Genomic DNA, 26921 nt, shown 5'->3' on the forward strand with positions numbered 1-26921 from the left:
TGAAGACTGATTTTCACTTTTCGGGATGTGCATAAGATTGGCACTTATGCAGTGAGTCTTCTCATGAAAAATTACTTCGAAAGCCCATTCAAGGGCATCACTCTCGACAAACAGGTTACAAATCCGAACATCATCGTCGGGCGCTATAGCTATTATTCCGGCTATTATCACGGCCATAGCTTCGACGACTGCGCCCGGTTTCTTTTGCCCGATGAAAGTGCCGACAAGCTGATCATTGGCAGCTTCTGCTCAATCGGATCAGGTGCAGCCTTTATCATGGCAGGCAATCAGGGGCATCGGCACGACTGGATCAGCACCTTTCCGTTCTTCTTCATGTCAGAAGTGGACATATTTGAAGGCAGCGCGAATGGCTATGCCCCATCGGGCGATACGGTCATCGGCAATGATGTCTGGATTGGTTCCGAAGCCATTATCATGCCGGGCGTCAAAGTCGGTCATGGCGCGATTATAGGCACCCGTGCTCTGGTGACGCGTGATGTTGAACCCTATGCGATTGTTGGCGGCAATCCTGCCCGCACCATTCGCTGGCGTTTCGATGAACCGGTCGTCAATATGCTGCTGGAAATGCAATGGTGGGACTGGCCTGACGATCAACTGAAAGCCGCAATGTCCATACTGACAAGCGGCGATATAGAAACACTTTATCGCTACTGGCAAAGCGAAGTGCGCAGCGTTTAATCTGATGCTTAAAAAGTCTGCCCGCGTTGTGCGGGCAGATATTCTGTGGTGCCGCATGATGCGTTCACCACCCTTCGCAGATCACGCAAATTTCAGCAAAAAACATGATTGCTTTATTCATATATCCATGCAAATTATAACTGACTGACTATCAGTCAGTTATAATAAGTACCTGGGAGGCCAGCTAATGTGTGCGTGCTGGCCTTTCAGATTTTCGAGCGCATTGTGAAAAGCGTGAAGCGGTTTTCGGAAAAGATGCGCGTTACTGCAAAACTTAGAGTGCCGATCTCATGCAATCAGATCGAAACGCGCTCTAAGCCCCATAACCACGAGACATCGGTGCTTGCGACCGGGTTGAACTGGCTCAAAACATGCAAACGAGACAATTGTATGCTGGTTAGCCAACAATTTTGGCCGCAGCGAGAGCGAGAATTCATGTTTCACAATACCGAACAGTGGCCTTATGTCGTCACGCTCGCCAAAGGCCCTTCGACAATCGAAGAGCTGCGCGCATTCTGTGAAAGCTGGAATGCATGGCTTGATGATGGAAAGCCTTTCATAGCGATAAGGCGCTTTCTTGATGAAGATGCGCTTCAGCAGCCAGACGGCGGAGCGCGCGAAATCAAGCAATGGTTTCAGCAAAATGCCGAGCGTATCCGCAATCAGGTCATGGGCATGATTAGCATTGTGCCTGAATCCGTGTATGAAGAAGCAAGCCGCATGGATGCGGAAAAGCTGTTTCGCGTACCCGCAGGCACATTCTCGAACATCGACGCCGCGCTGCACTGGCTGGATGAACGGGTCGTTCGACCCAATCAGCTTGCTTTTGACAAGGCAGCAATCCGGGCAAAACTCGAAGCAGCCTGAAAACCGGAGTGAATGACTTGCCAACAGCTACCAAGACAAAGCCCCGCACAAAACCGGCGGAAATTCGCCGAAGCGAGCTTATGTCGGCGGCTGAAACAATCTTTCTTGAAAAAGGTTTTGTGGCCACAAGCGTCGATGAAATCGTGCGTAAAGCTGATGTTGCGAAGGGCACCTTTTATCTGCACTTCCGCAGCAAAGACGACATTCTTGTCGCCTTACGCGAGCGCTTCATTGCCTTTTATTGCGAACGGCTCGACAGCGAAATGAGCACCGTTCCAGCCGATGACTGGAACGGTCGCCTTACAGTCTGGGCAGGCACGGGCATTGCGACCTATCTCGACAATTATCGACTGCACGATCTGGTTTTTCATGATTTTCATCCGCCCATGCGCCATGTCATGCAGGAAAACCCAGCAATCGTGCGGCTTGATCAGCTGCTGAGCGAGGGTAACAATGCAAACGCCTGGTCAATAGAAAACACGCGGCTTCTCGCCACGCTTCTGTTTCATGCGCTGCATGGTGCGGTTGATGATTTCATAATCCGCTCCAACATCACAGAACGCGATGAAATGGTTCGCGGCGTGCAGGATCTGTTTCTAAAAGCTGTCAGGTCGTAAGTGCGCTACTTTTTTACGCCAAAAACGTGTTCCGGCCCTGGAAACGTGCGGGCGCGTACTTCATCCGCATAAGCTTCAGCTGCGTCGGAAATCTGCGGTGCAAGCTCTGTAAAGCGCTTGATGAAACGCGGCGTGAAATCCTGAAACAGGCCCAGCATATCGTCTGAAACCAGAATCTGTCCGTCACAAGCGGGTGACGCGCCAATGCCGATTGTTGGAATCGCCAGATTGTGCGTGATCTCGCGAGCAAGCGGCTCGACCGTGCCTTCAATCACCAGCGCAAACGCACCCGCATCGGCAATAGCCTGTGCATCGCGGCGGATGCGATTGGCTTCAGCATCATCGCGTCCGAGTGAGCGAAAGCCACCAACCGTATTGACCTGCTGCGGCATCAGCCCAACATGGCCAAACACCGGAATGCCGCGTTTGACGAGAAATTCGACCGTCTCGGCCATTTCCTCACCGCCCTCAAGCTTGACACCGTCGCAGCCAGTTTCCTGCATGATGCGGGCGGCGCTGCGGAAGGCCTGCTCTTTGGATTCCTGATAAGTGCCAAAAGGCAAATCGACAGTCACGCAGGCATGATCCACGCCACGCATGACTGCTTTTCCATGCGCAATCATCATGTCGAGCGTCACGCCAAGCGTCGAATCCATGCCATAAAGCACCATGCCAACGGAATCGCCCACCAGAAGCAAATCGCAATGCGGATCAAGCAATCGGGCAATCGGCGTAGTGTAAGCAGTGAGACTGACCACCGGGCGTTCGCCCTTCATCGCCTGAATTGCTTTCGGCGAAAGGCGTTTTTTGTTAACAGTCGCACTCATTTCAGGCGGCCTTTTCCTGCGCTACATGCGCAATCACACGATTATCGAGAAGGCGCGTTGAGCCAAATCGCACGAAAAGTGCAACCAGCACCGGCCTGCCCTGCACCGACGTCAAGCGCTCCAATGTTTCAGGATCGCGAAGTACTACCACTTCGGGGCTGGCAAGCGGCTCTGCTTCGATGAAGGCGCGGATGGCGGCTTCAAGCGCTTCCGGGTCGTCTATGCCAGAACGATAAAGCCGCTCTGCCTCATCAAGTGCCTTTGGCACGACGATGGCAGCAGCACGCTGCTCAGGCGTGAGATAAACATTGCGGGATGAACAGGCGAGATTGTCATCATCGCGCACAGTTTCAACACCCACCACGCGCACAGGGATCGCCATATCCTCCACCATGCGGCGAATGATGACGAGTTGCTGGAAGTCCTTCTCACCGAAATAAGCCGCGTCTGAACCGACGATATTGAAAAGCTTGCTCACAACCGTTGCAACGCCTGCAAAATGGCCGGGACGCGCCTCGCCTTCCATCTGATTGCCGAGCGCTGGCACATCGACAACGGTTTGCATCGGACGTGGATACATATCCGAGACGGCAGGGGCAAACAGGAAATCGACATTCGCGTTGCGCAAGAGATTTGCATCGCGCTCAAGATCGCGTGGATATTTGTCGAGGTCTTCGTTGGCACCAAATTGCAGCGGATTGACGAAGATCGAAACGACGGTGACATCGTTTTCCGCGCGCGAGCGGCGCACAAGCTCCAGATGCCCTTTGTGGAGATAACCCATGGTCGGCACGAGGCCGATTGATTTGCCGCTTTTGCGCGCTACGCCCAGTGCCTGACGCAAATCTTCAATCGTATGGACGATCTGCATGAGGGTCTCCCTGCCAACAACCAGATTTTGCCGTTAGATCATTATGTACGTCTTCAGTGCATGATGATCTGACAAAACAATCCGACCGCAGCCTTACAGCGCTCCCTCAAATATGACAACTGCACATTTGCTAATGCATAAGATGCGGCACGGTTTAGTTGCCGACCGTGCCGCTCACTGTGCTGCCCACTGTTCTGCCAAAGCGATCAATCTGCTCATTGTAGGTCCGGCGGGTATTGGGGTCGAACACAGCAATCGGTGCGCTGACGACCAGCGATGCGGCGGAACCAACGCCCTGAGCAGTACCGAGAGCCACAGCACCCAGACGCTCGCCAAGACCAATATCGGAATCAGTAATGGTCTGGCCTGTCACGAGGCGCTGGCCGATCAGCTGAACCACTTCGGGGCTCGATGCGAATTTACCATGATTGAGGCTATCACCCGCTTTAAGCTGCGTGAGATCGATAACGGTAATGCCAGCCTGCTCCAGCTGAGAACGATAAGGCTCAACTGATGGGTCAATCTGGCCAAGACGGTCAACATTGCCCGAAATAAAGCGCGAAGCACGAAGTGCACGATCATCACGGGAGGTGAACAGCGTGAAGCGCGGATGCTCTTTGCCCATGGCGCGGAACTGCTTGTTGAACACATCCACATCAAGATCAGGGGATGCAAGAATAACGTCTGTGATCTTGCGATCTACGCGCTTGTCACGGATTGCCATCTGGCGCAGTGCTTCCACCGTCAGCCAGCTACCCATGGAATGCGCCATGATCGTTACGTCTTTGACGCGCGGATCGTTGACGAGTTTACGCAGCACCGTTTCCAGCGCATCGCGCGAATAATTGGTGCTTTCCTTGTCGTAATTATAATCAAACACGCTGCCACGTGACGGCCACGTGAAGATTACAGGTGCAACTTCTGCGCCGGAATCATGCACGATCTGCGCAAAGCGGTAGACCGAATCTTCAAATGTGTTGTTGAAGCCATGCACGAAAACCATCACGCGACGTGATTTCGGCAGGCTATGATCAAGCCATTGCCGCGCGCCGGTTTCGGTATTAATCGCCTTCACTTCCACCGTTGCAAATTCTTTGAGCGGGTTCGGTGGCATTTTCTTAGGCCACTGCACTTCGCCAACTTTGCGATTTTTGTCAGGCGGAATGGAAACAACAATCTCAGTGAGATTGATGTCCTGATCACGTTCGCCGGAATAAAGCAGGCCTGGATTATCGGACGGCTTACGAGTCGTGGCGACCATCAGGTCAACCTTTGACGCGCCGGGAACGCTTTCTGTGATGGGGATGAGCACACCGTCAGGTCGACTGGCGCAACCTGCAAGAAGAGCAAGCATGACGAGCAATGCCGGGGCGGTATGACGAAAAATGCTCCGCAAAACTCAACTCTCCCAAAAGGACAAAACCCGAAACGCGCCCAATCGGGCAGATATGAAGGCACTATTCTTCAAGGGAGAGAATAAGCCAAGCGTTAAATATCGGGAGCTGTGGAAAGCCAGAACAATTGCGGCATCTCAGTTACACAAAAAGCACGAAAGGCCGCTATTTGCATAGCGGCCTTTTGGTTTTATCAGAGCTGTTCGGACAGCCAGTCGCGTGTGATCCGAAGATCATCCTTTACAAGCCCATGACCGACACCCGGCAAACGACGACTATCAAGGCTGGCCTTGCCTTCATCTAATGCTTGTTCCAGAGGCCCGGACAAGCCGCTATAGAGATCGTCAGCCCCACTCAACAGCAACACCGACGTATCCGACAAGTCAGCTTTGGGAGCCTGTTCGAGCACCTCAATGCCGCGCAGCAACACTGCCTTACGCACAATGTGCGGGTGAAGCCGCATGAAGGCAGCAATCAGATTGGCACCATTGGAATAGCCAAGGAATGCCATTCGATCCGGGTCAAGACCATAGGATTTCACCGCACCGTGAATGAAAGCTTCGAATGCTTCAGATTCAGAGCGAATGTCATCCTGATCGAACCGATCCATCGTGATACGGCGGAACCAGCGCTGCGTGCCTTCTTCCGTGCTGCGACCACGCACACCTAACAGTGTGGCGCGCGGTGCCACCTCATGAGCAAGTGGCATCAGATCATTTTCATTGCCGCCCGTACCATGCAAAAGCACCAGCGTCGTGCCATCCGGATTTTCCGGCACATGCACACGATGCACGAAAGGCAAATCACGATAGATCACCCGCTCCTCACCCGGCGCCGAGAATTGTGGCATGCGCATACGAATTGCAGCTTCCTGCTGCTCGTTACCCGGAGGCACAAACAGCGTCTTCCCAAGTTCATCAACCGGCTCGTCAATGGTAAAGCCAGGGCCGTCGGTTGCAAGCTCGAACAAAGTGCCGCCCGGTTCGCGAACATAGAGCGAAGCAAAATACTTGCGGTCATGGACATTGGTTTCGCTGGAATTGAGCGAAGCCAATTCCTTCTCCACCCGTTCCACTTCGGCCATATCTGCTGCGCGAAAAGCAACGTGATCAGCGATGCCCGTGCCGGGAATACCCGGCCAGAAGCCCGTTGCATCACGCACATCAATCGCATCGCCTGAATCGGACACCAGACGATCGATATTACCTTCCTTGGCGTGCGCACGGAAACCGAAATAACGCTCAACGAAGCTAACAGTCTGCTCAGGCTTCTCAGACAGGATCGTGGCCGAACGAATGCGGCGAACCGCATGTTCTGCTGGAACTTCGCCCGAAACCCATGCATCATTGGCGGCAAGATCGCTGCCAACAAGCTTGACGATCACGCCATCAGGATCACGCAGTCGCAGCACCGGCTCACCAAACTCCTGCACCGGACCTTCCGACTGTACATGATAGCGCAATGCGCGTTCCAGCCAGAAGCCAACAGAAGCGCGATCAATGGCCAATGCAATTTCGCTGACCTGACCGTGACCGATGCGTCCGCGCGCACCATCTTCCCAGACGAGGAAGGTGATCAGCGAACCGGGCGTACCGGAACGGTCGCCATAAAATAGATGCAACTGTTCAGCGTCTTCGAAGCCGCCTGTCTGCTTGACAATACGCAAGCCAAGAAAGCCCGCATAGAAATCGACATTGGCCTGAACCTTGCGCGTAATCATAGTCAGATGATGAATGCCGCTGGTCATAGTTCTAACTCCCGCATTTCTTGGCGACAATGTCCTGATGGATTGAATTGCCGCAAAACTGATGTTGCAGGAGAGATAGTTCACATTTCTGCTATTGCCTATACGGTGACGCGGCAACGCACTGTCAACAATTTCGGGATCTTTTTTGGGAGGTTTAAAAAAGAAAAAGGCCGCGCGGGAGGAGGATGCGCGGCCTGATCTTGAATACGGCTGGGAGGAGGAGTGCCGTATCCGTCATCGGGTTCTGGGAGGAGGAGTGAACCCGATGGCCAATGTTTACCCTGAGCCTCTTTATTCAACAACGGCCAATAACGCATAACAGTTATGCAAATACGCCGATGCTTAAGTTTGTTGCAAAATTACGAATGTAAAAAACCTGCTCACAGAATGAGCAGGTCGAGAAAATTATTCTGCAAAAACAGTGTTTCAGAGAAGATGCGCGATGAAGGGCGCAGCCAGAACATTGACCAGTCCGACCAGAACCATCACGAGACCGGCAATTGAACCTTCTTCTCTGCCGATCTGATGCGCCTTGGCGACGCCTGCACCATGCGCACCCATGCCAAACAGCGCGCCACGTGCAAGTGTTGAACGAAGGGGCAGCCAATTGAGCATAAGTTCACCCAGTGCTGCGCCAAACACGCCGGTAATAACCACGAAAATCGCAGTCAGATCAGGCGTGCCGCCAATATCGCCGGAAACTGTCATGGCAAAAGGCGTACTCATCGAGCGCGGCATCAGGCTGAGACTGATCGCTTCATTAAGACCAAGCAGATGCGCCAGCCCCCATGCAGAAAGCATGGCTGACGAACTACCCATCACCACACCAACCAGCAAAACCGGCCAATAACGGCGAATGGTTGCCCGCTGCTGATAGATCGGAATGGCGAAAGCCACCGTTGCAGGCCCAAGCAACGCCACAAGCCAGTGCGTTGCGCCAAAGTAACTGCGGTAGTTTTCATTCATGCCAATGAGAAGCGCCATCAGCAATAATGGCGTGACGGCGAGCGGCGTCAGCCACCACATCGGAAAACGACGATAAACGCGCTTTGCCGCCAGATAAAGCAGGATTGTGGCAGCTGACCAGAACAGCATCGCCACATAAGGATTACTTAGCGGCATAACGCACACTCAGGCGGTAGCACATATCAACTGTCAGCGCAGTCACAGTCATGACGGTCAGCGTGCCAACCAGAATAACGGCCATGATCTTCACGCCGAGCATTCCAAGCAGTTCCTGATGCTCAAGAACGGCGAGAACCGCAGGTACAAAGAACAGCAACATTTCTGCCAGAAACCATTCGGCACCACGCTTCATGCTGAACAGGCTGATGCGTCCGCTCAGAAGCAACGCCAGAACCAGCGCCATGCCGACGATACCGCCCGGCAGCGGTAGGCCGACCAGACGGACAAAAGCTTCACCTGCCAGCCAAAAGCCGAACAATGTCGCAATCTGCATCAGGCGGCTGTTATGCAGCGCATAGCGAAAACGGACTGTCAGATTATGGGTGCTCATGGTCATGTTCCAATGCAGGTGATATGAATCCACTATAGGCGCAGCATTGCCATTCCAGAAATGAATTGATTTCATTGCAGCTATTCCATAATAGAATAGCTTATGAACTTACGCGGCTTTCAGGCTTTCGTGGAAGTGGTGCGTCAGGGCGGCTTTTCGGCTGCTGCCCGCACCATCAATGCCACCCAATCCACCGTCAGCAAAACGGTGCGGCAGCTCGAAGAAGAACTCGGGCTGATCCTTCTTGACCGTGAAGTTACCCCTCCCCGGCTGACAAGTGCGGGCGAGATCGTCTATCGGCGCGCGCTCGCCATGCTGACCGAAAAAGACGACATGCTGAGCGAGCTTGGCGAATTGCGCGGCTTGAAGCGCGGCCTTCTGCGGCTGGGCCTTCCACCGATCGGTTCCAGCGTGTTGTTCGCCCCGGTCTTTGCAGCCTTTACCAAGCTTTATCCCGACATCGACATTCAGCTCGTCGAACACGGCAGCAAGCGTCTTGAAGAACTGCTGCTGGCTGGCGACGTCGAATTGGCCGCATCTCTGTTGCCGGTTGAGGAAAGCTTTGAGTGGCAGGCCGTTCGCTGCGAGCCGGTGGTCGCATTGCTTCCAGCCAATCACAGCTTCACCGACGATGGCGGCATTCCCCTGTCTGATATTGCCAGCCTGCCCTTCATTCTTTTTGAAAGCGGCTTCGCGCTCAATCATATCATTCTCGATGCATGTCATCAGCGTGGATTGTTTCCGCACATCGCTGTTCGTTCCAGCCAGATCGATTTTATTGTCGAGCTGGTGGCCGCTGGCATGGGCATTGGCTTCTTGCCGCAAATGATCGCCGAGCAACGCAAAAGCCCCGGCATCCGCATCCATCGTATCAGCGATGTAGAAATGAATTGGGACATGGCGCTGGTCTGGCGCAAGGGTGCGTTTCTCTCGCATGCTGCAAGAGCATGGCTTGCGCTTTGCAAAGGCGAAAACAACGGCGCTCAGACCTGACATCAAGACTTGAAAGCAAGCACCACACGCCTATCTCGATAGAATATACCGACGTCAATGAGCTTTGCTCAGCACGCACCATAAGGCTTTAAGAGGAGGCCATCATGGAAGGTCAGGTCATATTCTACAAAGACGACAGGATCATTTACCGGCATCACGTTGAAGTGCACGACGATGATTATTCAAAGGGCGTCAACGATGCCCTCATCGCATTTCAGCGCAACTATGCCGGTTTTGACCTTGCAGGCGATGACATTCACATCCGCTTCAAGAAGCCAGGTGAGGTTTAACGCCTAGAAACGATCAGGCGAAAGCGGCTTCGTGGGCAACACGGCGAATATCTGCGCGTGACAGACCGAGATCGGACAATTCGCGGTCGGTGCAACCGCTCAGCTCGCGCAGATTTTCGCGATACTGCATCCAACGGGAAAACTGAGTGCGAAGGTGGTTCATAATGGTATCCCCTTATGTTGAGCACCTTTTCAGTGCTGCATTTTTACCTTCCTCCCAAGATGAAGCTTCTTCCTTTTCAATCGGTTTGAGAAGTGCATAAACTGCATGGCTGCGTTGTCAGAACCTAGGCCCTAATGGTAAGCAATCTCACGAAAGCCGTATGAGGACGCGACAAAAGTGATCAGAAAAAATGACCTCAAATGCGTGAGACATAGCTTCAAACGCATAATCGACGTAATTTGATTAAATCTGATTGTCTAAATTAACAGAACAAGATTTCCTAACATATGAATAAGACACTTTTTATTGTCGGGAACGGCCCGGTTGGCCGAGATATGTCGGCAGAAATCGATTCCGCTGACCTTGTTATTCGCTTTAACGAACCACGCGTTTCTCTGGGAATGACAGGCACAAAAACCGACATGCTGATGCTTGCGACATCGAGCAAGCAAATGGAGGAATGGATCAAAAATCCAAACTTCATCAATTCGGAAATTGTTCGCAATACGCCGGAGGTTTTGTTCGCCTTTCACCCAAGCATCATCAAACGGTTTCATCATCACCCGAATTTCCTGTCGCGCCTCAAAGGTCGCCGTGCAGATTGGACGAATGAAGCCATCGATTATTTCGGCCGCGCGGGAAAAAAGATTCGCATCATGCCGTCACAGGACTACTTCTCTGTTTGCGACGAGTTGGGAATTGGCGCTGATCGGATGAAAGAAGTATTTCCGAGCACCGGCTTCTTTGGAATCTGGCTTGCCTTGCGCAAATATTCACTTCCCGACTGGGACATAAAGATCTGCGGCTTTAGCTGGGAAGGCTGGAAGCGCCACGATTGGGCCGCTGAACGCAAATGGATCGAAGAGAAGATCGCCTCGGGAGCCTTGATTAAAGCAGACTAATAAGAGCGACTTGCGCAAATTGAGCGCATAACAGATATAGAGGGCTATTCTAGCTCGCTTTACTTTATGCGCTCAGGTTCAACATGAATATCAAGGCCTTCATCATTCACTTGGCGCGCGCGAGCGATCGCAGGCCGCAAGTCGCAAAACTCGTCCAGGAACTGCCTGTTAAAACAGAAGTCATTGATGCCGTTGATAGCCGCACTTTGCCAGAAGCAGACATAAAGCGCGTTTATAAGCGCAGGCTGCATGCCCCGCGCTATCCGTTTGAACTCAGCAAAAATGAGATCGCCTGTTTCATATCGCATCGCAAAGCGTGGCAAGCGATTGTCGATCAAAAGCTCGATGCGGGCTTTGTGATTGAAGACGACATTGAATTGACAGATGTTTTCAGTGTGGCCTTTCAGGCCGTCACCGATCATTTCGAGCCGGGCAGTTTTGTGCGCTTCACGTTCCGCGACCGCGAACAGGGTCGTGAAGTTTTCCGAAATGATCAACTCCGCATAATTATCCCAAACCCGATTGGGCTTGGCATGGTGGCGCAACTTGTCAGCTTTGATGCCGCTAAGAAACTCTTGGCTGCGACAGAGCAATTTGACCGCCCTGTCGATACCACAGTGCAAATGCGCTGGGTGACCGGATTACAGCCGCTTGCTGTCATTCCGGGCGGCGTCAAAGAAATTTCCGCCGAGCTTGGCGGCACGACAATCCAGCACAAGAAATCCTTCAAAGACAAGCTTGCACGCGAAATACTGCGTCCGATTTACCGGATGCGTGTGCGCAACTTCTCTGCAAAATCGAAGTGAGAAACATGGCTGTTCCTGTTCTTCTTTATCATCAGATTGCGGCCCTCCCGCACAAGAAAATCCCGTTTCGCGGACTTTGGGTGCACCCGGATAAGTTCCGCAGCCAAATGGCATGGCTGAAAAGACTAGGATATCAAGGCCTCTCGCTGCGCGATGCCATGCCCTATATCAAAGGCGAGAAGACCGGCAAGGTTGCAGTTATCACCTTCGATGACGGATTCCTCAACAATTACGAGAATGCCCTGCCCGTGCTTTCGGAGTTCGGCTTTACCGCAACCAATTATTTTGTCGCCAATCAGCTTGGCGGCAGCAATGTCTGGGATAATGCAGTCGGCGTTCCGCTTTCGCCCTGCATGTCAGTTACACAGATGCGCGAATGGGCAGCCCTTGGCCATGAAGTGGGTGCGCATACGCTTGATCACGTCAATCTCGAAAAGACACCCAATGACGAAGCACGCCGTCAAATCGTGGAATGCAAGCTCAAGCTCGAGGACATGCTCGGCTCAGAAGTGAGCAATTTCGCCTATCCTTATGGCGGCAACCTGCCGATCCATCGCGAAATGTGCCGTGAAGCGGGATATGAAACTGCAACAACAACAGTTCATGCACGAGCACGCGCTACGGATGATCCATTTGGCATGCCGCGGGTCTATGTTCGCCGCCGCGATTCAGCGCCAAAATTCATTTATCGTCTGATGACCCGTTAGAGCGGGTCGCATTTTTTCGCACTCACCGCCGCGGCTCCAGTGCGTCTCTTGAAACGCATTTCATTATCAAAAATTAGCTCCCACTTTTTCGTAGTATTCTAAAAAACCCTGCTATTTGTTTGATTTAGATCAATGCAGCTTCACGGAAACGTGGCAAATTGCCCATCATTGCGGCATGGACGCAGAGACACAAAAGCGGTACTAGAGCGATAACAAGGAGCGTATAATGGACTATCGCCGGTTTTTTGAAGAAGCGATCGACCAGCTGCACGCCGAGAAGCGTTACCGCGTTTTTGCCAATCTTGAACGCATTGTTGGACGTTTCCCCCGCGCTACCTGGCGTAATAATGGCACCGCACGTGAGATCACCGTTTGGTGTTCAAACGACTACCTAGGCATGGGGCATCATCCCGATGTCATCAAGGCTATGTGCGACACTGCCAATTCTACAGGTTCTGGCGCAGGTGGCACGCGCAATATTTCGGGCAACAATCACCCGCTCGTTGAGCTTGAAGCCGAACTGGCCGATCTGCATGGCAAAGAAGCAGGTCTCGTCTTCACCTCTGGCTTTGTTTCCAACGAAGCTTCGATCTCGACCATTGCACGATTGCTTCCCAACTGTCTGATCCTTTCTGACGAGTTGAACCACGCTTCGATGATCGAAGGCGTGCGTCGTTCGGGTGCAGAGAAGAAGATTTTCCGTCACAATGACGTTGAGCATCTCGAACAGCTTCTGAAATCTGCGGATCGTTCCCGCGCCAAGCTGATCGTGTTTGAATCCGTCTATTCGATGGATGGCGATATCGCGCCAATCGAAAAGATTGCCGATCTGGCCGATAAGTATAACGCCATGACCTATATTGATGAGGTCCATGCGGTTGGCATGTATGGCGCACGCGGTGGTGGCATAACCGAACGCGACGGCCTTGCAGATCGCATCGACATCATCGAAGGCACACTCGCCAAGGCATTTGGCGCTCTGGGTGGTTACATCACCGGATCACGCGCGATTATCGATGCCGTGCGTTCTTATGCGCCAGGCTTCATCTTCACGACATCGCTGCCGCCAGCAGTTGCGGCTTCCGCGACCGCTGCGATCCGCCATCTGAAGGTTTCGCAGGTTGAGCGTGATGGTCAGCAGCGTCAAGCGCAGCGTGCTAAAGACGTTCTGTCCGGTGCTGGTTTCCCCGTCATGCCTTCGGAAACCCATATCGTGCCAATTCTGGTTGGTGATCCGGAGCTTTGTAAGAAAGCCAGCGACCGCCTACTCGACGTGCATGGCATCTATATTCAGCCGATCAACTATCCGACTGTGCCGCGCGGCACCGAGCGCCTTCGCATCACGCCGTCACCATTGCATGACGATGCGCTGATTGACGGCCTGAAAGACGCGCTGCTCGAAGTCTGGAATACGCTCGGCATTCCATTTGCAGAACCGGAAGCACCGAAGGCTGCCAATTCGGACCGCATCATACCGCTGATGGTTTCCAAAGCGGGCGGCTGATCAGTTCAGCAATGAAGCATTCAAAAAGGCCGGTTTTCACCGGCCTTTTTGCTTTTAAAGATCATTGATCCAGCGAACCAATCTTGCAGCGGCTTCATCGATTTGCTGCGGGTTGCGACAGAAGCAAAGGCGGAAATAACCCTCGCCGCCCACACCAAAGGCGCTGCCGGGTGCAAGGCCAACATTGGCATTATCAACCATATCGATTGCCGCTTTAACCGAATCCGTGACGCCATCGACGCCAAAGAACAGATAGAACGCGCCCTGTGGTGGCGTCAGGCGCACTTTGCCCGTTTCCTGCAAGGTCGCACACAAGCGATCCCGCGTTGAACGTGCGCGATCGACCTGCATGGCAATAAATTCATCACCATGATCAAGAGCCGCGACTGCACCACGCTGCATAAACTGCGCCACGCCGGAATTGGAATATTGGATCATATTCTCAATAGCCGGACCAATGGATGGATGCACATTCATCCAGCCCACGCGCCAGCCTGTCATCGCCCAATTTTTTGAGAACGAATTGACGAAGATAATGCGATCATCCGGCTCCATGATATCCATGAAGGAAGGCGCACGACCACCGCCGTAATAGAAGTGGGTGTAGATCTCGTCTGCAATAATCCAGATGCCCTTTTCGCGCGCGAGATTGAGAATATAGCGCAGGGTTTCAATATCGGCCGTCCAGCCAGTCGGATTGGATGGCGTATTGATGAAAAGAGCACGGGTGCGTGGCGTAATGGCTGCCGCGATCTTTTCAGGATCAAGCACCCAGCCATTCGCGCCAAATTCGAGTTCGACAGGCACTGGAACAGCGCCGGCCAATCCGGCAGCACCAACGAAATTCGGCCATGCTGGTGAGAGATAAATCGCTTCTTCGCCCGCACCTGTGGTCGCGGTCAGCGCCATTTCAATGGCGTGCATGCCTGAGCCGGTGACGTAGAAATTTTCCGTTTTGAACGGCTGCGGAAAATGACGCTCGTGATAGCGAACCAGTGCTTCACGCAGATCGGGGATACCAGCCTGCCACGTATAGAAAGTTTCGCCATCTGCAATGGCCTTCTGTGCAGCTTCACGGATGAAATCAGGCGTCGGCAGATCACCCTCACCAACCCAGAGAGGAATAATTCCCGGCTTGCCCCGGCCATGATTGGCGACAGCAACAATACCACTATCCGGTGCTTCAGCTGCTTCACGACGGAGATCAGTAAAAAGCGTCATTTGTTCCCACATAATTCAATTTTGATTGCTCCTGCTTAGCAAGGAGCAACCATGAAATCATGTGGTATTTTGTGATGATCCAATCATTCAAATTGATGGATCAAATAAAAACGGGGCCATAAAGACCCCGTTCTAAATTAGCTATGTGAAAGCGATTAAGCTTTGCTCTGCTTTGCCAGAAGATCGCGGATTTCTGCAAGCAGAACTTCTTCACGCGGCAACTCTGCAACTGCTTCCGGCTTTGCCTCTTCCTTCTTCTTAAGCTTGTTCATGCCCTTGACGACAAGGAACAGAACCCAGGCAATAATCATGAAGTTGATGAGCAGGGTAACGAAATTACCGTAAGCAATGGTTGCACCAGCTTCACGAGCCGCAGCAAGTGTCGGGCGTGGATCACCAGCAAGCTGGATATACATATTGGAGAAGTCGATACCGCCAGTAATCAAACCGATGACTGGCATGATGATGTCGTTGACAATCGAGTTAACAAGACCACCGAATGCGCCACCGATGATAACACCGATAGCAAGATCAACCATATTGCCCTTAAGAGCAAATTCTCTGAATTCTTTCAACATTAGTCTGTATCCCTCTCAACACGAACTCAAACCGGGCCGTCCTTGCAACGGATGAGATTCGCCAGATAAATTACTTCCCATGAACTTTTGCGATTTGGGAGAACCCCAATTGTTCACGGGCTAATCTGTAGGGGAAAACAAACAAAGAAAAGATGAACGGTGCAAAATGCACCGTTTAACTGGCAGTTTTTTCGTATTTTCTAATATTTGGGCAACTTCTGGCTTTAAAATTGCCGTTATATGCATCGCTTAAGTGGCGAATCGCTTGGTTGCTTCAATAAGCTCATGCGTGATTCCCGGCTCCGTGACGGAATGCCCGCTATCTTCAACAATCTTGAGATCAGCCTCGGGCCACATCTTTTTAAGCTGCCAAGCATTGATGAATGGCGTGCAAATATCGTAGCGGCCATGAACAATCACGCCCGGAATCTGGCGGATACGGTCAACATTACGCAGAAGCTGGTCGTCACTTTCAAGGAAACCGCGGTTTTGGAAATAGTGGCATTCAATACGCGCGAAAGCGACGGCATAGAGGTCTTCACCAAAAGCTTCGACACGCGCTGGATCGGGCTGGACTGACAGCACAGAACCTTCCCACCGCGCCCATAAACGCGCTGCGGCCAGTTGCACCTGCGGATCGCGGTCCGTCAGGCGCTTATAGTAAGCGGCAATCATATCGCCACGTTCTTCTTCCGGGATATGTTCCTGATAGGCCTCGAAATGATCCGGGAAAATGATGCTTGCGCCGTTGGAATACATCCAATCGACTTCAAAGCGGCGCACCATGAAGATGCCGCGCAGGATCATATCCGACACGCGATCCGGGTGCGTTTGGGAATAAGCGAGACCCAGTGTTGAACCCCAGGAGCCGCCAAAGACCTGCCATTTCTCAATGCCTAGATGGGTGCGGATGCGCTCCATATCTGCAACCAGATCCCAAGTGGTGTTCTCGCGCAATTCCGCATGGGGCGTTGAACGGCCACAGCCACGCTGATCGAATAAGATGATGCGATATTTTTCGGGATCGTGCAGACGACGCATAGCGGGCGTGATGCCGCCGCCCGGCCCGCCATGGATCATGATCACGGGTTTGCCATCAGGATTGCCGCATTGCTCAACATAGATGCGATGCAGAGCCGATACTTGCAGCATCTCTTCTTTGAAGGGCACGGTCTCCGGATAAAGCGTATTGCGTGTCATGTAAGGCCTTCTGATTATCACCAAGGTCGCTGTTTCAAACCCAAAATTAGCGTATAATGCGGCCATAAGGGGGCAATGCGACATAAGTTCCGGCTAATTAGTGCTATTTTTAGTTGCGAGAGACGAAAAACGGCATAAAACGAGACAGTTGCATGTCACCATGCATCGCTCGGGGAGGACTTTCAGAATGGCGTGCGAGGCTTATGCAGTTTATCATCGCTGACGATCATCCGCTTTTCAGGGGAGCACTCAGACAGGTTCTGTCGAGCTTGCCGGAAGACGCAACAATCATTGAAGTCGGCGATTTCGATGCTGCAAAAAAGCTGGTCGCTGATGGCGGCGATATTGATCTTTTGTTGCTTGATCTGACGATGCCCGGTGGCACCGGACTGTCTGGTCTGGTCACGCTGAAAGCACTTGAACCAGCACTGCCCATTATTATCGTCTCGGCAACAGATGATGCTGCCACCATTCGCCATGCTATTGAGCTCGGCGCATCGGGCTTCATCTCCAAATCTGCCAGCATGGAAACCATCGGCGAAGCCGTGCATGCTGTCCTTGGTGGCGACATCTGGACACCATCCGATATTGATATTGATGAAGCGCGCGACCCTGAAATTGAAACGCTGATTGCCAAGATTAGGACACTGACCCCGCAGCAAACCCGCGTGCTGACCATGCTTGCGGAAGGTTTGCTCAACAAGCAAATCGCCTATGAACTGAATGTCTCCGAAGCCACCGTCAAAGCGCATGTCTCGGCTGTTCTGCAAAAGCTTGGCGTTGATAGCCGCACGCAGGCAGTCATTCTGCTCTCGCGCATTGGCAGCGACGCTCTGACCATTGAGCCAAGCTAAGAACTTTATTCGGCAGCAGCGGAGCGCTGATGCAATGCGCTCGATAGAAGCGAGCGCAGAGCTGCCGGTCGCAACGGCTTATTGAGCACAGTGACATTCTCTTCTTCAGCACGCCTGCGCACTTCCTTTGAGCGATCAGCAGTCAGAAGAATTGCCGGAACCTCGCTGCCGAAATTCTCGCGTGCAAAGCCGATTAGATCCAGCCCATTTTCATGATCAAGATGATAGTCAGCCACGATAATATCCGGTGGAACCTCGCGCTCAACGCAATAAACCTTCAGGCCTGAGCCGTTACGAAGCGTTGTAAGGTTACAGCCCCAACCACCCAGCAATGTTTCCATGCCGGCCAGAATATTCGCGTCATTGTCAATACAAAGCACATCAAGGCCCGCTAGGCTCGATGCCCGCTTGATGCCCTTCCGGTTAGCTACTTCCTCAACCGGCACGGCTTCATGACTAATCGGAATACGGATAGAAAACACGCTGCCCTTCCCAGATGTAGACGTGAAGGTCAACGGTAGTTCAAGCATACGGGCAATACGATCAACGATGGACAAGCCAAGGCCCAGACCTTCGGCTTCGCGCATGCCTTCATCAAGACGTGTAAACTCGCGGAAAACCAATTTCAGTTTCTGCTGGGGGATGCCAATACCCGTATCCAGCACTTGCAATTCGATGAAATCACCTCTGCGGCGGACGCCGAACAGGATCCCGCCTTTGCGGCTATATTTGATCGCATTGGAAACCAGATTCTGAATGACGCGGCGCAGCATATTACGGTCGGTCTTGACCACGATGCTCGATGGCACGGCGCGAAGTTTAAGCCCTTTCTTGCGTGCCATCGGCGTGAAGTCAGTCGCAATCTGGCTCAAAAGCCGGTCAAGACGGAATACGGTTTCTTCTGGTTTCAGCGCGCCGGTATCGAGGCGCGAAATATCCAGCACCATGCCGAGAATGGCCTCGACCGATTCAAGAGAGCTGTCGATATTGCGTGCAAGCTGGCTTGTTTCGGCACGGCCAAGCTTTTCGGCCAGTGCTGTACTATAAAGCCGTGCCGCATTGAGCGGTTGCAAAATATCATGACCAGCGGCCGCCAGAAAGCGTGTTTTGCCAAGATTGGCTTCTTCAGCAACGCTCTGCGCCTTGGCGAGTTTCTGGTTGACCAGCGTTAGTTCTGCCGTTCGATCCACCACGCGCTGTTCAAGCACTTCTGCCTCGTGCTGGCGCATTTTGTCCGCCTCAACTTCGGCAGTAATGTCGGTATAGGTGGCCACAAGACCACCATCGGGCATGGGATTGGAGTTGATTTCCAGCACCTTGCCGGTTGATTTGAGTGTCAATCGCCATGGTTTGCGCAAGGTTGCCAGCGAACGGATAGCAGCATTTTCTGCACTGGCGCTCAAGTCACCACTGCGCACCAGATGCTCGCCAATTTCGGATACTGGAATACCGACCTGCATGACTTCATCGGGCAGTTCAAGCAGCTTTCTGAATTGACGGTTCCAGCATGTGAGCCGCAAATCTTTATCAAGAACCGTGATGCCCTGATCCATCTGATCGAGCGCAATCTGCAACAGGTCGCGGTTTTGTTGCAAGGCAACCGAAGCATCATCAAGCAATTGCCGGGCATCACGGGCGGATGCGTCATTGCGTTTAAACAGCAATGACAAGACCAGACGGGCCGACGAAGAGCCAACTGCTGTACCAAGCAGTTGCTCGGCATAACGGATCAGCGGCGTATCGACCATCATGCCGGGATCAAGCTTGCGCTGCTCACGCCCTTCAAAGCGGATGAAGGCGCGTTCGACGCGTTCAGCACCCAGATAACGCGACATGGTGGCTTTGAGTTCTGCGACCGTGACAGTTGTGCGCAAGCGTTTGAGGGTTGGTGCTGCAATCGAATAGCGTGGCAGGAAAATACTGGCCTGAATGCGCTCCAGTGGGGTTGAAGCACGCGACAGCGAGCCAAGAATATAGAACAGCGTGTTAGCGGCGAGGCTCCACATCACACCATGGGTCAGTGGCAGAGCATCGCTTCCAAACAGCGCTTCGGGGCGCAGGGCGGTCAGACCGAGGAAGCCCTCACGCAAGATAGCTGCATTTTCCGGCGCGACCGTCGGCAGCAGCAGCGTATATGCCCAGATTAAAAAGCCTGCCGAAAGGCCCAGCATCGCACCGCGTCCATTGGCATTGCGCCAGAACAGCCCGCCAATGAAAGACGGCACAAACTGCGCGATGGCTGCAAAGGATATGAGACCAATAGACGCCAGATGAATATTATTCGACGCCATGCGGTAATAGACAAAGGCCAGCGCCAGAATACCGATAATTGTCAGCCGCCGGGTGTTGAGAATGATCATGGTGAGATCACGCTGCTCGGTCGGGTGCCGCACAGCCAGCGTGCGAATAATCAATGGCAAGACCAGATGGTTGGAGATCATGATCGCCAATGCCACACAGGCAACAATCACCATCGCTGTTGCGGCCGACAGGCCTCCGAGAAACGCGACCAGCGCCAGCCAGTGTGCGCCAGCTGATAGCGGCAAAGCCAGCACATAAAGATCACCACTCACCGTATTTCCGAGCGTCATCACGCCGATCAGCGCAATCGGAAACACGAAGATGTTGATCAGGATCAGATAGATCGGAAACAACCACGATGCTGTGCGCAGTTCTTTTTCACTACGGCTTTCAACGACAGTGACATGGAACTGGCGCGGCAGCATGATGATGGCCGCTGCACTCAACATCGTATGGACAATCCAGGTGCCAATCGACGTTTCATAGTGGAATGCATCAAGGGCCGCTGGCGATTGTGAGATCTTGTCGATTAACTCACCGGGTGAGCCAAACAGGAAAAACGTACAGGCCAGACCAACCGTCAGAAACGCGCAGAGCTTGATGACTGATTCGAGCGCTACGGCCAGAATTAGCCCGTTCTGGTGTTCGGTCGCATCAGTGTGACGCGTGCCAAACAGGATCGCGAACACCGCAAGCACCGCTGCGACGGGCAGCGAAATATCGCCAAACACAAAAGAAGACGGGTCAAAAGCCGAGCCATAATGCTCCATGACCAAACCAACACTGCCCGAAACGGCTTTTAGCTGCAGTGCAATGTATGGAATGGAGCCGACGGCAGCAATTGCCGTGGCAAGGGATGCTACGCCGAAGCTTTTGCCATAGCGGGCCGCCAGAAAGTCGGCAATCGAGGTGATATGCTCGGCTTTAGCGAGCCGCACGATATGGCGCAGCAGGCGGTTTCCGAGCGTGAAAACCAGAATAGGCCCGATATAGATGCCTAGGAACTCAAGCCCGCGTTGCGCAGACAGACCTACGGAGCCAAAGAACGTCCACGAGGTGCAATAGACAGCAAGGCTCAGCGCATAAATATAGGGGCGCGGAGCAATGCTCCAGCGCGACGCACGCCTGTCGCCGATGCTTGCCACAGCAAACAGCATCAGCAGATACAGAAATGCGACGCCTATAATTCCCCAGCCCTGCATTGCCGGACTTTCCTCCCATACCGTTTAACCTCTATTGGAAAAACAGCAAAAGAAGGCAAGCATTTTCAGGCCGTTGGCGCAAGCACTACTAAATGACCATGCGCCTACTGTGGAAGGTTGCCCGCTGGCTTTTCCGGCTCACTGTCGAAGCTTTTGGCCACATCCATAAAACGGCGCATGAAACGTTCCATATAGCCAAGCGACTGTTCAAACTCGGCTTCTGATGGCAGTTTCGACGGCGAGGCCGATGCAGTTCCCGCATCAATCGTCGCAAACTTATCTTCAAGCTTCTTCACACGATCCTGCAAATCGGAAATGTCGTTCTCGTAAGCTTCGCGGTCTTCAGTCGCCATTTTGCAGATAAGCTGGCCCTGCTGCTCGTTACAAACAGAAAGCGCACCTGTTCGCGTATCGAGCCGGACATAGCCGGTTTCTGTGCCTTCAAGGCGATAGCGTCCATTCTCCTGAGCGTAAGCACTGCTTGCAACAAAGCTTAACCCAAGCATTGAAGCGACGGCGATTGCACGAATTCTGTCAGTCATAATCGACCTCCTTTAGAATGCTTTTTTAAGCGCATCTTGTCCGAAAACCGCTTCACACTTTTCGGGATGCGCTTGAGCTCTCCCCATCATATGGGAGCTATGCAAGAAAAACGAGCAAGCCATGCTTTGATTTTCTAATAAATTCGGGCTAGAGAGCCGCCATGACCAAAACGACCATATACAAGATCGCCCCACGCGATCTCTGGGCGCAGGCAGAAGAGGCTGGCAAATTTACCGGGGCACCGGTTGATATTGCCGATGGCTATATCCATTTCTCCACCCATGAACAGGTGCGCGAAACAGCCGCCAAACATTTTGCCGGGCAAGCCGATCTGCTGCTGGTGAGCGTAGATGCTGGTGCTTTAGGCGACGCACTGAAATATGAAGTCTCGCGTGGCGGGGCGTTGTTTCCGCATCTTTATAACGTACTGCCAGTGTCGGCAGTGATAAAAGTCGAGCCATTGCTGCTCGACGACAATGGTCTCCATATCTTCCCGGAGCTTGAGGGTTAATGAGCGGATTTTTTGAAGCAATCGGTCGACGTGCATTGTTTACGCTCGACGCCGAGCAAGCGCATGGTCTGTCCATCGCCGGTCTGAAAACAGGCATCGTCACCTGTAGCCGCCCGCATGACCCGGCGCTGTCGGTGAAGATTGCTGGTTTGCAGTTTCCAAATCCGGTTGGCATGGCCGCTGGCTTTGACAAAAATGCCGAGGTGCCGGATGCGCTTTTGAAAATCGGCTTTGGCTTTACCGAAGTCGGCACCATCACGCCGCGTCCGCAGAGCGGTAATCCACGCCCGCGCATTTTCCGTCTGGTCGATGACCATGCCGTCATCAACCGCCTTGGTTTCAACAATGAAGGCCATGACGCAGCGTTCAAGCGCCTGTCGCAGCGCGCTGGCAAGACCGGCATCGTTGGTGTGAATATCGGCGCTAACAAAGATGCCGAAGACCGTATCGGCGATTATGTTGCTGGCATTCGCAAATTCTATCAGCTGGCGCGCTATTTCACGGTTAATATTTCATCGCCCAACACGCCAGGTCTGCGCAATCTGCAATCACGCGATGCGCTGCGCGAACTTCTCGCGCGTGTGCTTGCTGCGCGTGATGAAGAAGGCAAAATGTGCACGCTGAAGCGTCCGGTTTTCCTGAAAATCGCACCTGATCTTGCAGACGAAGAACTTGATGATATTGCAGCGGAAGCGCTTGAGCAGAAGCTTGACGGTATTATCGTTTCCAACACCACACTGTCGCGCAATGGCCTGAAAAGTGCTGATAATCGCGAAGAAACCGGTGGCCTTTCGGGTGCGCCGCTGTTTGAGCGTTCGACAATCATTCTGGCACGTATGCGTGAGCGCGTTGGTGCCGACATGCCGCTGATCGGTGTTGGTGGTATTGATAGCGCCGAAACAGCGCTTGCAAAAATCAGAGCCGGTGCTGATCTTATTCAGCTCTATACCGGCATGATCTATCGTGGTCCGGGCCTCGCATCCGACATCGTGCGTGGACTTTCCGATGCTGTGAAAGCGGCAGGGGTGGAAAGCATTGCTGATCTGCGCGACCGCGACACAAAGGATTGGGCAGCGCGCCGCTTGTTTGATTAAGGTTTAAAGAACTCAGCTTTATATCTGCGCGGCAACAACGCCAGAAGCGTGATGCCGCGGATCGACAGAAACAGATTGATTGCCAGCCAAAGCCCGTGATTTCCCATCACGGGCTTTACTGCATAAAGCACCGCCAAAAAGAATATCAGCGAGAAGAACATCATGTTGCGCATATCGCGCGACCATGTTGCGCCGATATAAACGCCATCCATATGGAATGCGAGCAGGCCAGTAAGCCCGGTTAATGCCGCCCATGGCAGGTATTTGATCGCCTCATCGCGGACATCGGAAGCCTTCGACAGAAGGCCGATAATCGCATCGCCAAAGACCAGCAAAATAAGTGCAATCGCACTTGCCATAACCAGCCCCCAGACGAAGGTAAGTTTGGCACCGCGCACAAAGGCGGGACTATAGCGCGCACCGACGGATCGACCGATGATCTGTTCGACGGCCGCGGCCATCCCATCAAGGAAAAAGCCGCAGATAAGAAAGAAGTTCAGCAGAACCGCATTTGCTGCGAGCGTTACCGGCCCAAGCTCTGACCCTGCGCGGGTGAAATAAGCAAAGGCTGTGAGCAGAAGGATCGAGCGGATCATAATATCGCGATTAAGCGCGATCATTCGCACAATGCCCGTCTTATCCATAATCTGCTTGATATCAGGATGCCGCCCGGTCTGCTTATGAAAATGTCGCATGACGAGGAATAGGCCGATGACTGCGGCCACCGTTTCACCCGTCACCGTTGCCCAAGCGACACCAGCGACACCCCAGCCGAGTTCCAGCCCGAGAATAATGCAGAGCACGATATTGATGCCATTGATCAGCACCTGAAGGCTGAGGCCCAGAATGCCCTGCCCGCGCCCAAGCAACAGGCCCAGCACCGAATAATTAATCAGCGCCACAGGCGCTGAAAGCATGCGGATCGAAACATAAGTGATCATCGCTTCCTGCGTGGCAGGGGTCGGATGAATGAAGTCCGATGCAATTTTTAAAGTCAGCGGCAGGCTCAGGATCATCAGGATGCCTGCGGCAATGGCAATGACGATTGCCCGCCAGAAGATCGCCTGTTCTTCCGCTTTATCGCCCGCGCCCATCGCCTGTGCGACGAGGCCGGTTGTGCCGGAACGCAGAAAGCTGAACATGGTCAGCAGGAAGTCAAACACCAGCGCACCAATAGCCAGCCCGCCAATTAGCTCCGCCTGCCCCATCTGACCAACCACGCCCATATCGACAAGCCCCAGCAATGGGGTGGTAATGGCAGCGAGCGTCATCGGCACGGCGATCATCATCACCATGCGATTGGTCACTTCAAATGGTCTGGAAACAATGCTCTGCTCGTGCAGCATCTGATCCCCGGCTTTCCCAAAATTCAAACAAGATAAGGGAAAGCTCTATTCTGGAATCATTCAAAACGACAGAGAATTCGGCCACCGCATTGTCGCAGCCCTGACAGCCTTATGTCAGGAGCGATGCGCGTTTAAGATATCTATAGGCCGAGCATCATCGCCCAATACAGGCGGCGCGGATTGTTTTCTGGCGTTGCCCATGCAAGCCCGTAATGGCTAAATGTCGGATCGAGCATGTTTTTGCGATGACCGGGTGATTTCATCCAGGCATCAAACACGGCCTGCGTGTTGGGCTGTCCGGCGGCAACATTTTCAGCCGCGGGGCCACGAATGCCAGCCTGCTTGAGGCGCGACACAAAACCATTGCCCCAACCGACCGAGTGGCCAATCTTGCCATGAGATGCCATACGGCGCGCCTGATAAAGTGCAGCCTTCTCAAGCTTGCTGTCCGTCGCCATAGACGACAGACCATTGGATTTGCGAATCTGATTAAACAGCGCCGTTGGATCAACATCGCCAGCAGCTGCTTCTGCAAAGCTTTTCGGCAAAGCTGCATAGGCCAGCGCGCCACCGGCGAGGATCAGAAAGCCGCGCCGGGAAAGAGTGAAGCCGCTATTCTGCTGCATATTACCAAATCCTAATCTTCTTAATTATTTCCGATAGCTCAGGATTCGGAGCAAAATAAAGACCGGAATGACAACCGCTGCACCGAGGATCAGATAATCCGCAAAACCGGCTATTGCCGAGAAGCCCATATTCCATAGGCGCAGGACAAAATCGCGGATACCATAGAGAATATCATAAGGCGTCCAGTGAAACGCGCTCATCACCACGCCAACCACAAGCGAGATCAGAATAAGCTTGATCAGCACACGCGCTGGCGTATCGCCAAGAAAACGGTTCACACCATCAGACATGCAAATCTCCTGCATTCAGCATCTGCCAAAGCGGCAGGTTCGATGCGGAAAATAAGAGGTCAGTGCAGGATTCGCAAGTAATCTAGAGCGTGTCGCGCCCATTTGCGCTTAATGCGCTCGCTCTAGCTTCTTTTTTCCGCATGTTGTTATCGGATCGAAGCGGGTTAAGAAATCAGTCCAGTGAACTGATTTCCCAGCGAAGGCGGCTCCCACTTTTCCGCAACATGCGCCCGACGTTCAATGTTCTTTGCGATAATCGCGTGGCGGCTTCTGCTTCTGGCGCACAAACGAGCGGTTCATGCTGCGCGTATCCGTAAAGCCGCTTGCAACAGCCACTTCGAGCAATGACAGCCCGGTTTCAGACAGCAGCTCCCGCGCTTTCTTAACCCGCAATTCTTCGCGCACCTCAAATGCTGTGCGGCCAATTGCCATGCGGAAACCGCGCTCCATCTGACGCACGGAAATGCCAAGCTTGCGCGCCACATCGATCATCGGCACCGGCTCTTCCAGCGTTTCTTCGAAAATACGGATTGCCTTGCGGATCATCGGCGAGCGAACACCGTTGAAGCTCAAGGCGGGTTGCTCCGAACGCACAAGCTCATACGGGATCATCAGGATGGACGCGCTTTTGCGTGCCAGTTCTTCCGAGATTTCATTCTGGATAATCGAGAGCGACAGCGACGCAGCACCCAGACCACCCGCGCAGGTGAAATGTCGTCCACTGCGGTGAAACAAGCTCGTGGTATCGGCTGAATAGCCATCGAAAAGATCGAGAAAATCGTCGCGGTGAAACCAGCTTACACAGCAGTTGCGATCATCGAGCAAACCGCCTTCAGCAAGCAAAAAAGCTGCCGTGCAAAGTCCAACCACGGTTTTTCCACGCTTGTCAGCGCGCTTAATGAGATCAATCAGCGCTTGCTGGCGCGGGCGATATTGTCCGAGAATACCGCCAACAACAGCCACATAATCGCAGTCGTCCAACTCGCCGATTGGCGCGGTTGGCTCGATCACCATGCCGGAGCTGGACGTAACCGGATCGCCTGACAGGGTGCAGATCTTCCATGCACATCTGATCTGGCGGCTTTTATCGCGGTCGTCGGCTGCCAGACGAAACGGATCAAGAAACAAGCTGAGTGCAGTCAGCGTAAATCCCGGCAATGCGACAATACCCACGGACAGACGACGCGCTGGCGTGTCTGTCGCGATTTCCCGCACCTCATCTTTCCCGTTTTTCACCAAAGCAATCCTCCA

28 protein-coding genes are annotated in these 26921 nt (G+C 53.1%); 12 read left to right on the forward strand and 16 right to left on the reverse strand.

The features are described 5' to 3' along the window. Positions 1–63 precede the first annotated feature (63 nt). From catB to J2782_RS07115, 3 genes are all read left to right on the forward strand, one after another. Positions 64–699: a type B chloramphenicol O-acetyltransferase gene (gene catB, locus J2782_RS07105; protein WP_310010898.1), complete on the forward strand. Its 636-nt coding sequence runs from the start codon at positions 64–66 to the stop codon at positions 697–699. Between the two features lie 435 nt (positions 700–1134). Next, positions 1135–1566, forward strand: coding sequence for a hypothetical protein (locus tag J2782_RS07110; protein ID WP_310010899.1), 432 nt, complete (start codon positions 1135–1137; stop codon positions 1564–1566). A gap of 80 nt (positions 1567–1646) precedes the next feature. Continuing rightward, the gene (locus J2782_RS07115) at positions 1647–2183 is read left to right on the forward strand and encodes a TetR/AcrR family transcriptional regulator (protein WP_310010900.1); all 537 of its coding nucleotides are present in this window, start codon (positions 1647–1649) and stop codon (positions 2181–2183) included. 5 nt (positions 2184–2188) lie between these two features. On the opposite strand, the gene panB is transcribed toward J2782_RS07115, so the two are convergent. The 6 genes from panB to J2782_RS07145 form a co-directional block, all read right to left on the reverse strand. Beyond that, positions 2189–3010, reverse strand: coding sequence for a 3-methyl-2-oxobutanoate hydroxymethyltransferase (panB, locus tag J2782_RS07120; protein ID WP_310010901.1), 822 nt, complete (start codon positions 3008–3010; stop codon positions 2189–2191). A 1-nt stretch (position 3011) separates the two neighbouring features. Next, positions 3012–3881 (reverse strand): pantoate--beta-alanine ligase, encoded by an 870-nt coding sequence (gene panC / locus J2782_RS07125; protein WP_310010902.1) that lies wholly within the window; start codon positions 3879–3881, stop codon positions 3012–3014. A 154-nt stretch (positions 3882–4035) separates the two neighbouring features. Further along, a complete protein-coding gene (locus tag J2782_RS07130; RefSeq protein ID WP_310011125.1) occupies positions 4036–5235 on the reverse strand; it encodes an alpha/beta hydrolase in 1200 nt (399 codons plus the stop codon). Between the two features lie 233 nt (positions 5236–5468). After that, positions 5469–7022 carry a VOC family protein gene (locus J2782_RS07135; RefSeq protein ID WP_310010903.1) on the reverse strand — a complete coding sequence of 518 codons (1554 nt, stop codon included), beginning with the start codon at positions 7020–7022 and terminating at the stop codon, positions 5469–5471. A 426-nt stretch (positions 7023–7448) separates the two neighbouring features. Then, on the reverse strand, positions 7449–8144 hold the full coding sequence (locus J2782_RS07140; RefSeq protein ID WP_310010904.1) for an LrgB family protein: 696 nt from the start codon (positions 8142–8144) through the stop codon (positions 7449–7451). Further along, a complete protein-coding gene (locus J2782_RS07145) occupies positions 8131–8538 on the reverse strand; it encodes a CidA/LrgA family protein (RefSeq protein WP_310011126.1) in 408 nt (135 codons plus the stop codon). The genes J2782_RS07140 and J2782_RS07145 overlap by 14 nt, the downstream gene beginning before the upstream one ends. A gap of 102 nt (positions 8539–8640) precedes the next feature. Between J2782_RS07145 and J2782_RS07150 the strand changes: the two genes are divergently transcribed. Continuing rightward, positions 8641–9531 (forward strand): LysR substrate-binding domain-containing protein, encoded by an 891-nt coding sequence (locus J2782_RS07150; protein ID WP_310010905.1) that lies wholly within the window; start codon positions 8641–8643, stop codon positions 9529–9531. A 104-nt stretch (positions 9532–9635) separates the two neighbouring features. Next, a complete protein-coding gene (locus tag J2782_RS07155) occupies positions 9636–9821 on the forward strand; it encodes a hypothetical protein (protein ID WP_007873529.1) in 186 nt (61 codons plus the stop codon). Positions 9822–9834: 13 nt separating this feature from the next. On the opposite strand, the gene J2782_RS07160 is transcribed toward J2782_RS07155, so the two are convergent. Next, entirely contained in the window at positions 9835–9984 is a 150-nt protein-coding gene (locus J2782_RS07160; RefSeq protein ID WP_310010906.1) for a DUF1127 domain-containing protein, read from the reverse strand. Positions 9985–10271: 287 nt separating this feature from the next. Between J2782_RS07160 and J2782_RS07165 the strand changes: the two genes are divergently transcribed. The 4 genes from J2782_RS07165 to hemA all read left to right on the forward strand — a co-directional run bounded on the left by J2782_RS07165 (position 10272) and on the right by hemA (position 13903). After that, complete coding sequence (locus J2782_RS07165; RefSeq protein ID WP_310010907.1) at positions 10272–10886, forward strand: glycosyltransferase family 29 protein; 615 nt, start codon at positions 10272–10274, stop codon at positions 10884–10886. An 83-nt stretch (positions 10887–10969) separates the two neighbouring features. Continuing rightward, on the forward strand, positions 10970–11692 hold the full coding sequence (locus tag J2782_RS07170) for a glycosyltransferase family 25 protein (RefSeq protein WP_310010908.1): 723 nt from the start codon (positions 10970–10972) through the stop codon (positions 11690–11692). Between the two features lie 5 nt (positions 11693–11697). Continuing rightward, positions 11698–12399, forward strand: a complete 702-nt coding sequence (locus J2782_RS07175) for a polysaccharide deacetylase family protein (protein WP_310010909.1) — start codon at positions 11698–11700, stop codon at positions 12397–12399. A gap of 226 nt (positions 12400–12625) precedes the next feature. After that, on the forward strand, positions 12626–13903 hold the full coding sequence (gene hemA, locus J2782_RS07180) for a 5-aminolevulinate synthase (protein WP_310010910.1): 1278 nt from the start codon (positions 12626–12628) through the stop codon (positions 13901–13903). 54 nt (positions 13904–13957) lie between these two features. Here hemA and J2782_RS07185 read toward each other — a convergent pair whose 3' ends face one another. From J2782_RS07185 to pip, 3 genes are all read right to left on the reverse strand, one after another. After that, the gene (locus J2782_RS07185) at positions 13958–15124 is read right to left on the reverse strand and encodes a pyridoxal phosphate-dependent aminotransferase (protein ID WP_310010911.1); all 1167 of its coding nucleotides are present in this window, start codon (positions 15122–15124) and stop codon (positions 13958–13960) included. A gap of 155 nt (positions 15125–15279) precedes the next feature. Further along, complete coding sequence (gene mscL, locus J2782_RS07190) at positions 15280–15702, reverse strand: large conductance mechanosensitive channel protein MscL (protein WP_310010912.1); 423 nt, start codon at positions 15700–15702, stop codon at positions 15280–15282. 249 nt (positions 15703–15951) lie between these two features. Next, the gene (gene pip, locus J2782_RS07195; protein WP_310010913.1) at positions 15952–16902 is read right to left on the reverse strand and encodes a prolyl aminopeptidase; all 951 of its coding nucleotides are present in this window, start codon (positions 16900–16902) and stop codon (positions 15952–15954) included. A 203-nt stretch (positions 16903–17105) separates the two neighbouring features. Between pip and J2782_RS07200 the strand changes: the two genes are divergently transcribed. Continuing rightward, positions 17106–17756: a response regulator gene (locus tag J2782_RS07200; RefSeq protein WP_310010914.1), complete on the forward strand. Its 651-nt coding sequence runs from the start codon at positions 17106–17108 to the stop codon at positions 17754–17756. A 5-nt stretch (positions 17757–17761) separates the two neighbouring features. Here the strand turns inward: J2782_RS07200 and J2782_RS07205 are convergent, their stop codons facing one another. Further along, positions 17762–21259: a PAS domain-containing hybrid sensor histidine kinase/response regulator gene (locus J2782_RS07205; protein ID WP_310010915.1), complete on the reverse strand. Its 3498-nt coding sequence runs from the start codon at positions 21257–21259 to the stop codon at positions 17762–17764. A gap of 104 nt (positions 21260–21363) precedes the next feature. Further along, complete coding sequence (locus tag J2782_RS07210) at positions 21364–21801, reverse strand: hypothetical protein (RefSeq protein WP_310010916.1); 438 nt, start codon at positions 21799–21801, stop codon at positions 21364–21366. Positions 21802–21962: 161 nt separating this feature from the next. Between J2782_RS07210 and J2782_RS07215 the strand changes: the two genes are divergently transcribed. Together J2782_RS07215 and J2782_RS07220 are read left to right on the forward strand one after the other, a co-directional pair. Continuing rightward, entirely contained in the window at positions 21963–22313 is a 351-nt protein-coding gene (locus J2782_RS07215) for a DUF952 domain-containing protein (RefSeq protein WP_310010917.1), read from the forward strand. Further along, entirely contained in the window at positions 22313–23407 is a 1095-nt protein-coding gene (locus J2782_RS07220; protein WP_310010918.1) for a quinone-dependent dihydroorotate dehydrogenase, read from the forward strand. Before J2782_RS07215 ends, J2782_RS07220 begins: the two co-directional genes overlap by 1 nt. On the opposite strand, the gene J2782_RS07225 is transcribed toward J2782_RS07220, so the two are convergent. The 4 genes from J2782_RS07225 to J2782_RS07240 all read right to left on the reverse strand — a co-directional run bounded on the left by J2782_RS07225 (position 23404) and on the right by J2782_RS07240 (position 26906). Beyond that, positions 23404–24753 carry an MATE family efflux transporter gene (locus tag J2782_RS07225; RefSeq protein WP_310010919.1) on the reverse strand — a complete coding sequence of 450 codons (1350 nt, stop codon included), beginning with the start codon at positions 24751–24753 and terminating at the stop codon, positions 23404–23406. The genes J2782_RS07220 and J2782_RS07225 overlap by 4 nt on opposite strands. 140 nt (positions 24754–24893) lie before the next feature. Next, complete coding sequence (locus tag J2782_RS07230) at positions 24894–25379, reverse strand: CAP domain-containing protein (RefSeq protein ID WP_310010920.1); 486 nt, start codon at positions 25377–25379, stop codon at positions 24894–24896. A gap of 24 nt (positions 25380–25403) precedes the next feature. Beyond that, the gene (locus J2782_RS07235) at positions 25404–25670 is read right to left on the reverse strand and encodes a DUF6460 domain-containing protein (protein WP_250040055.1); all 267 of its coding nucleotides are present in this window, start codon (positions 25668–25670) and stop codon (positions 25404–25406) included. Between the two features lie 237 nt (positions 25671–25907). Then, entirely contained in the window at positions 25908–26906 is a 999-nt protein-coding gene (locus J2782_RS07240; protein WP_310010921.1) for a GlxA family transcriptional regulator, read from the reverse strand. Positions 26907–26921 lie beyond the last annotated feature (15 nt).

Origin of the sequence: Brucella pseudogrignonensis (genome assembly GCF_031454375.1) — a bacterium.
In the GTDB taxonomy this organism is placed as follows: Bacteria; Pseudomonadota; Alphaproteobacteria; order Rhizobiales; family Rhizobiaceae; genus Brucella; species Brucella pseudogrignonensis_A.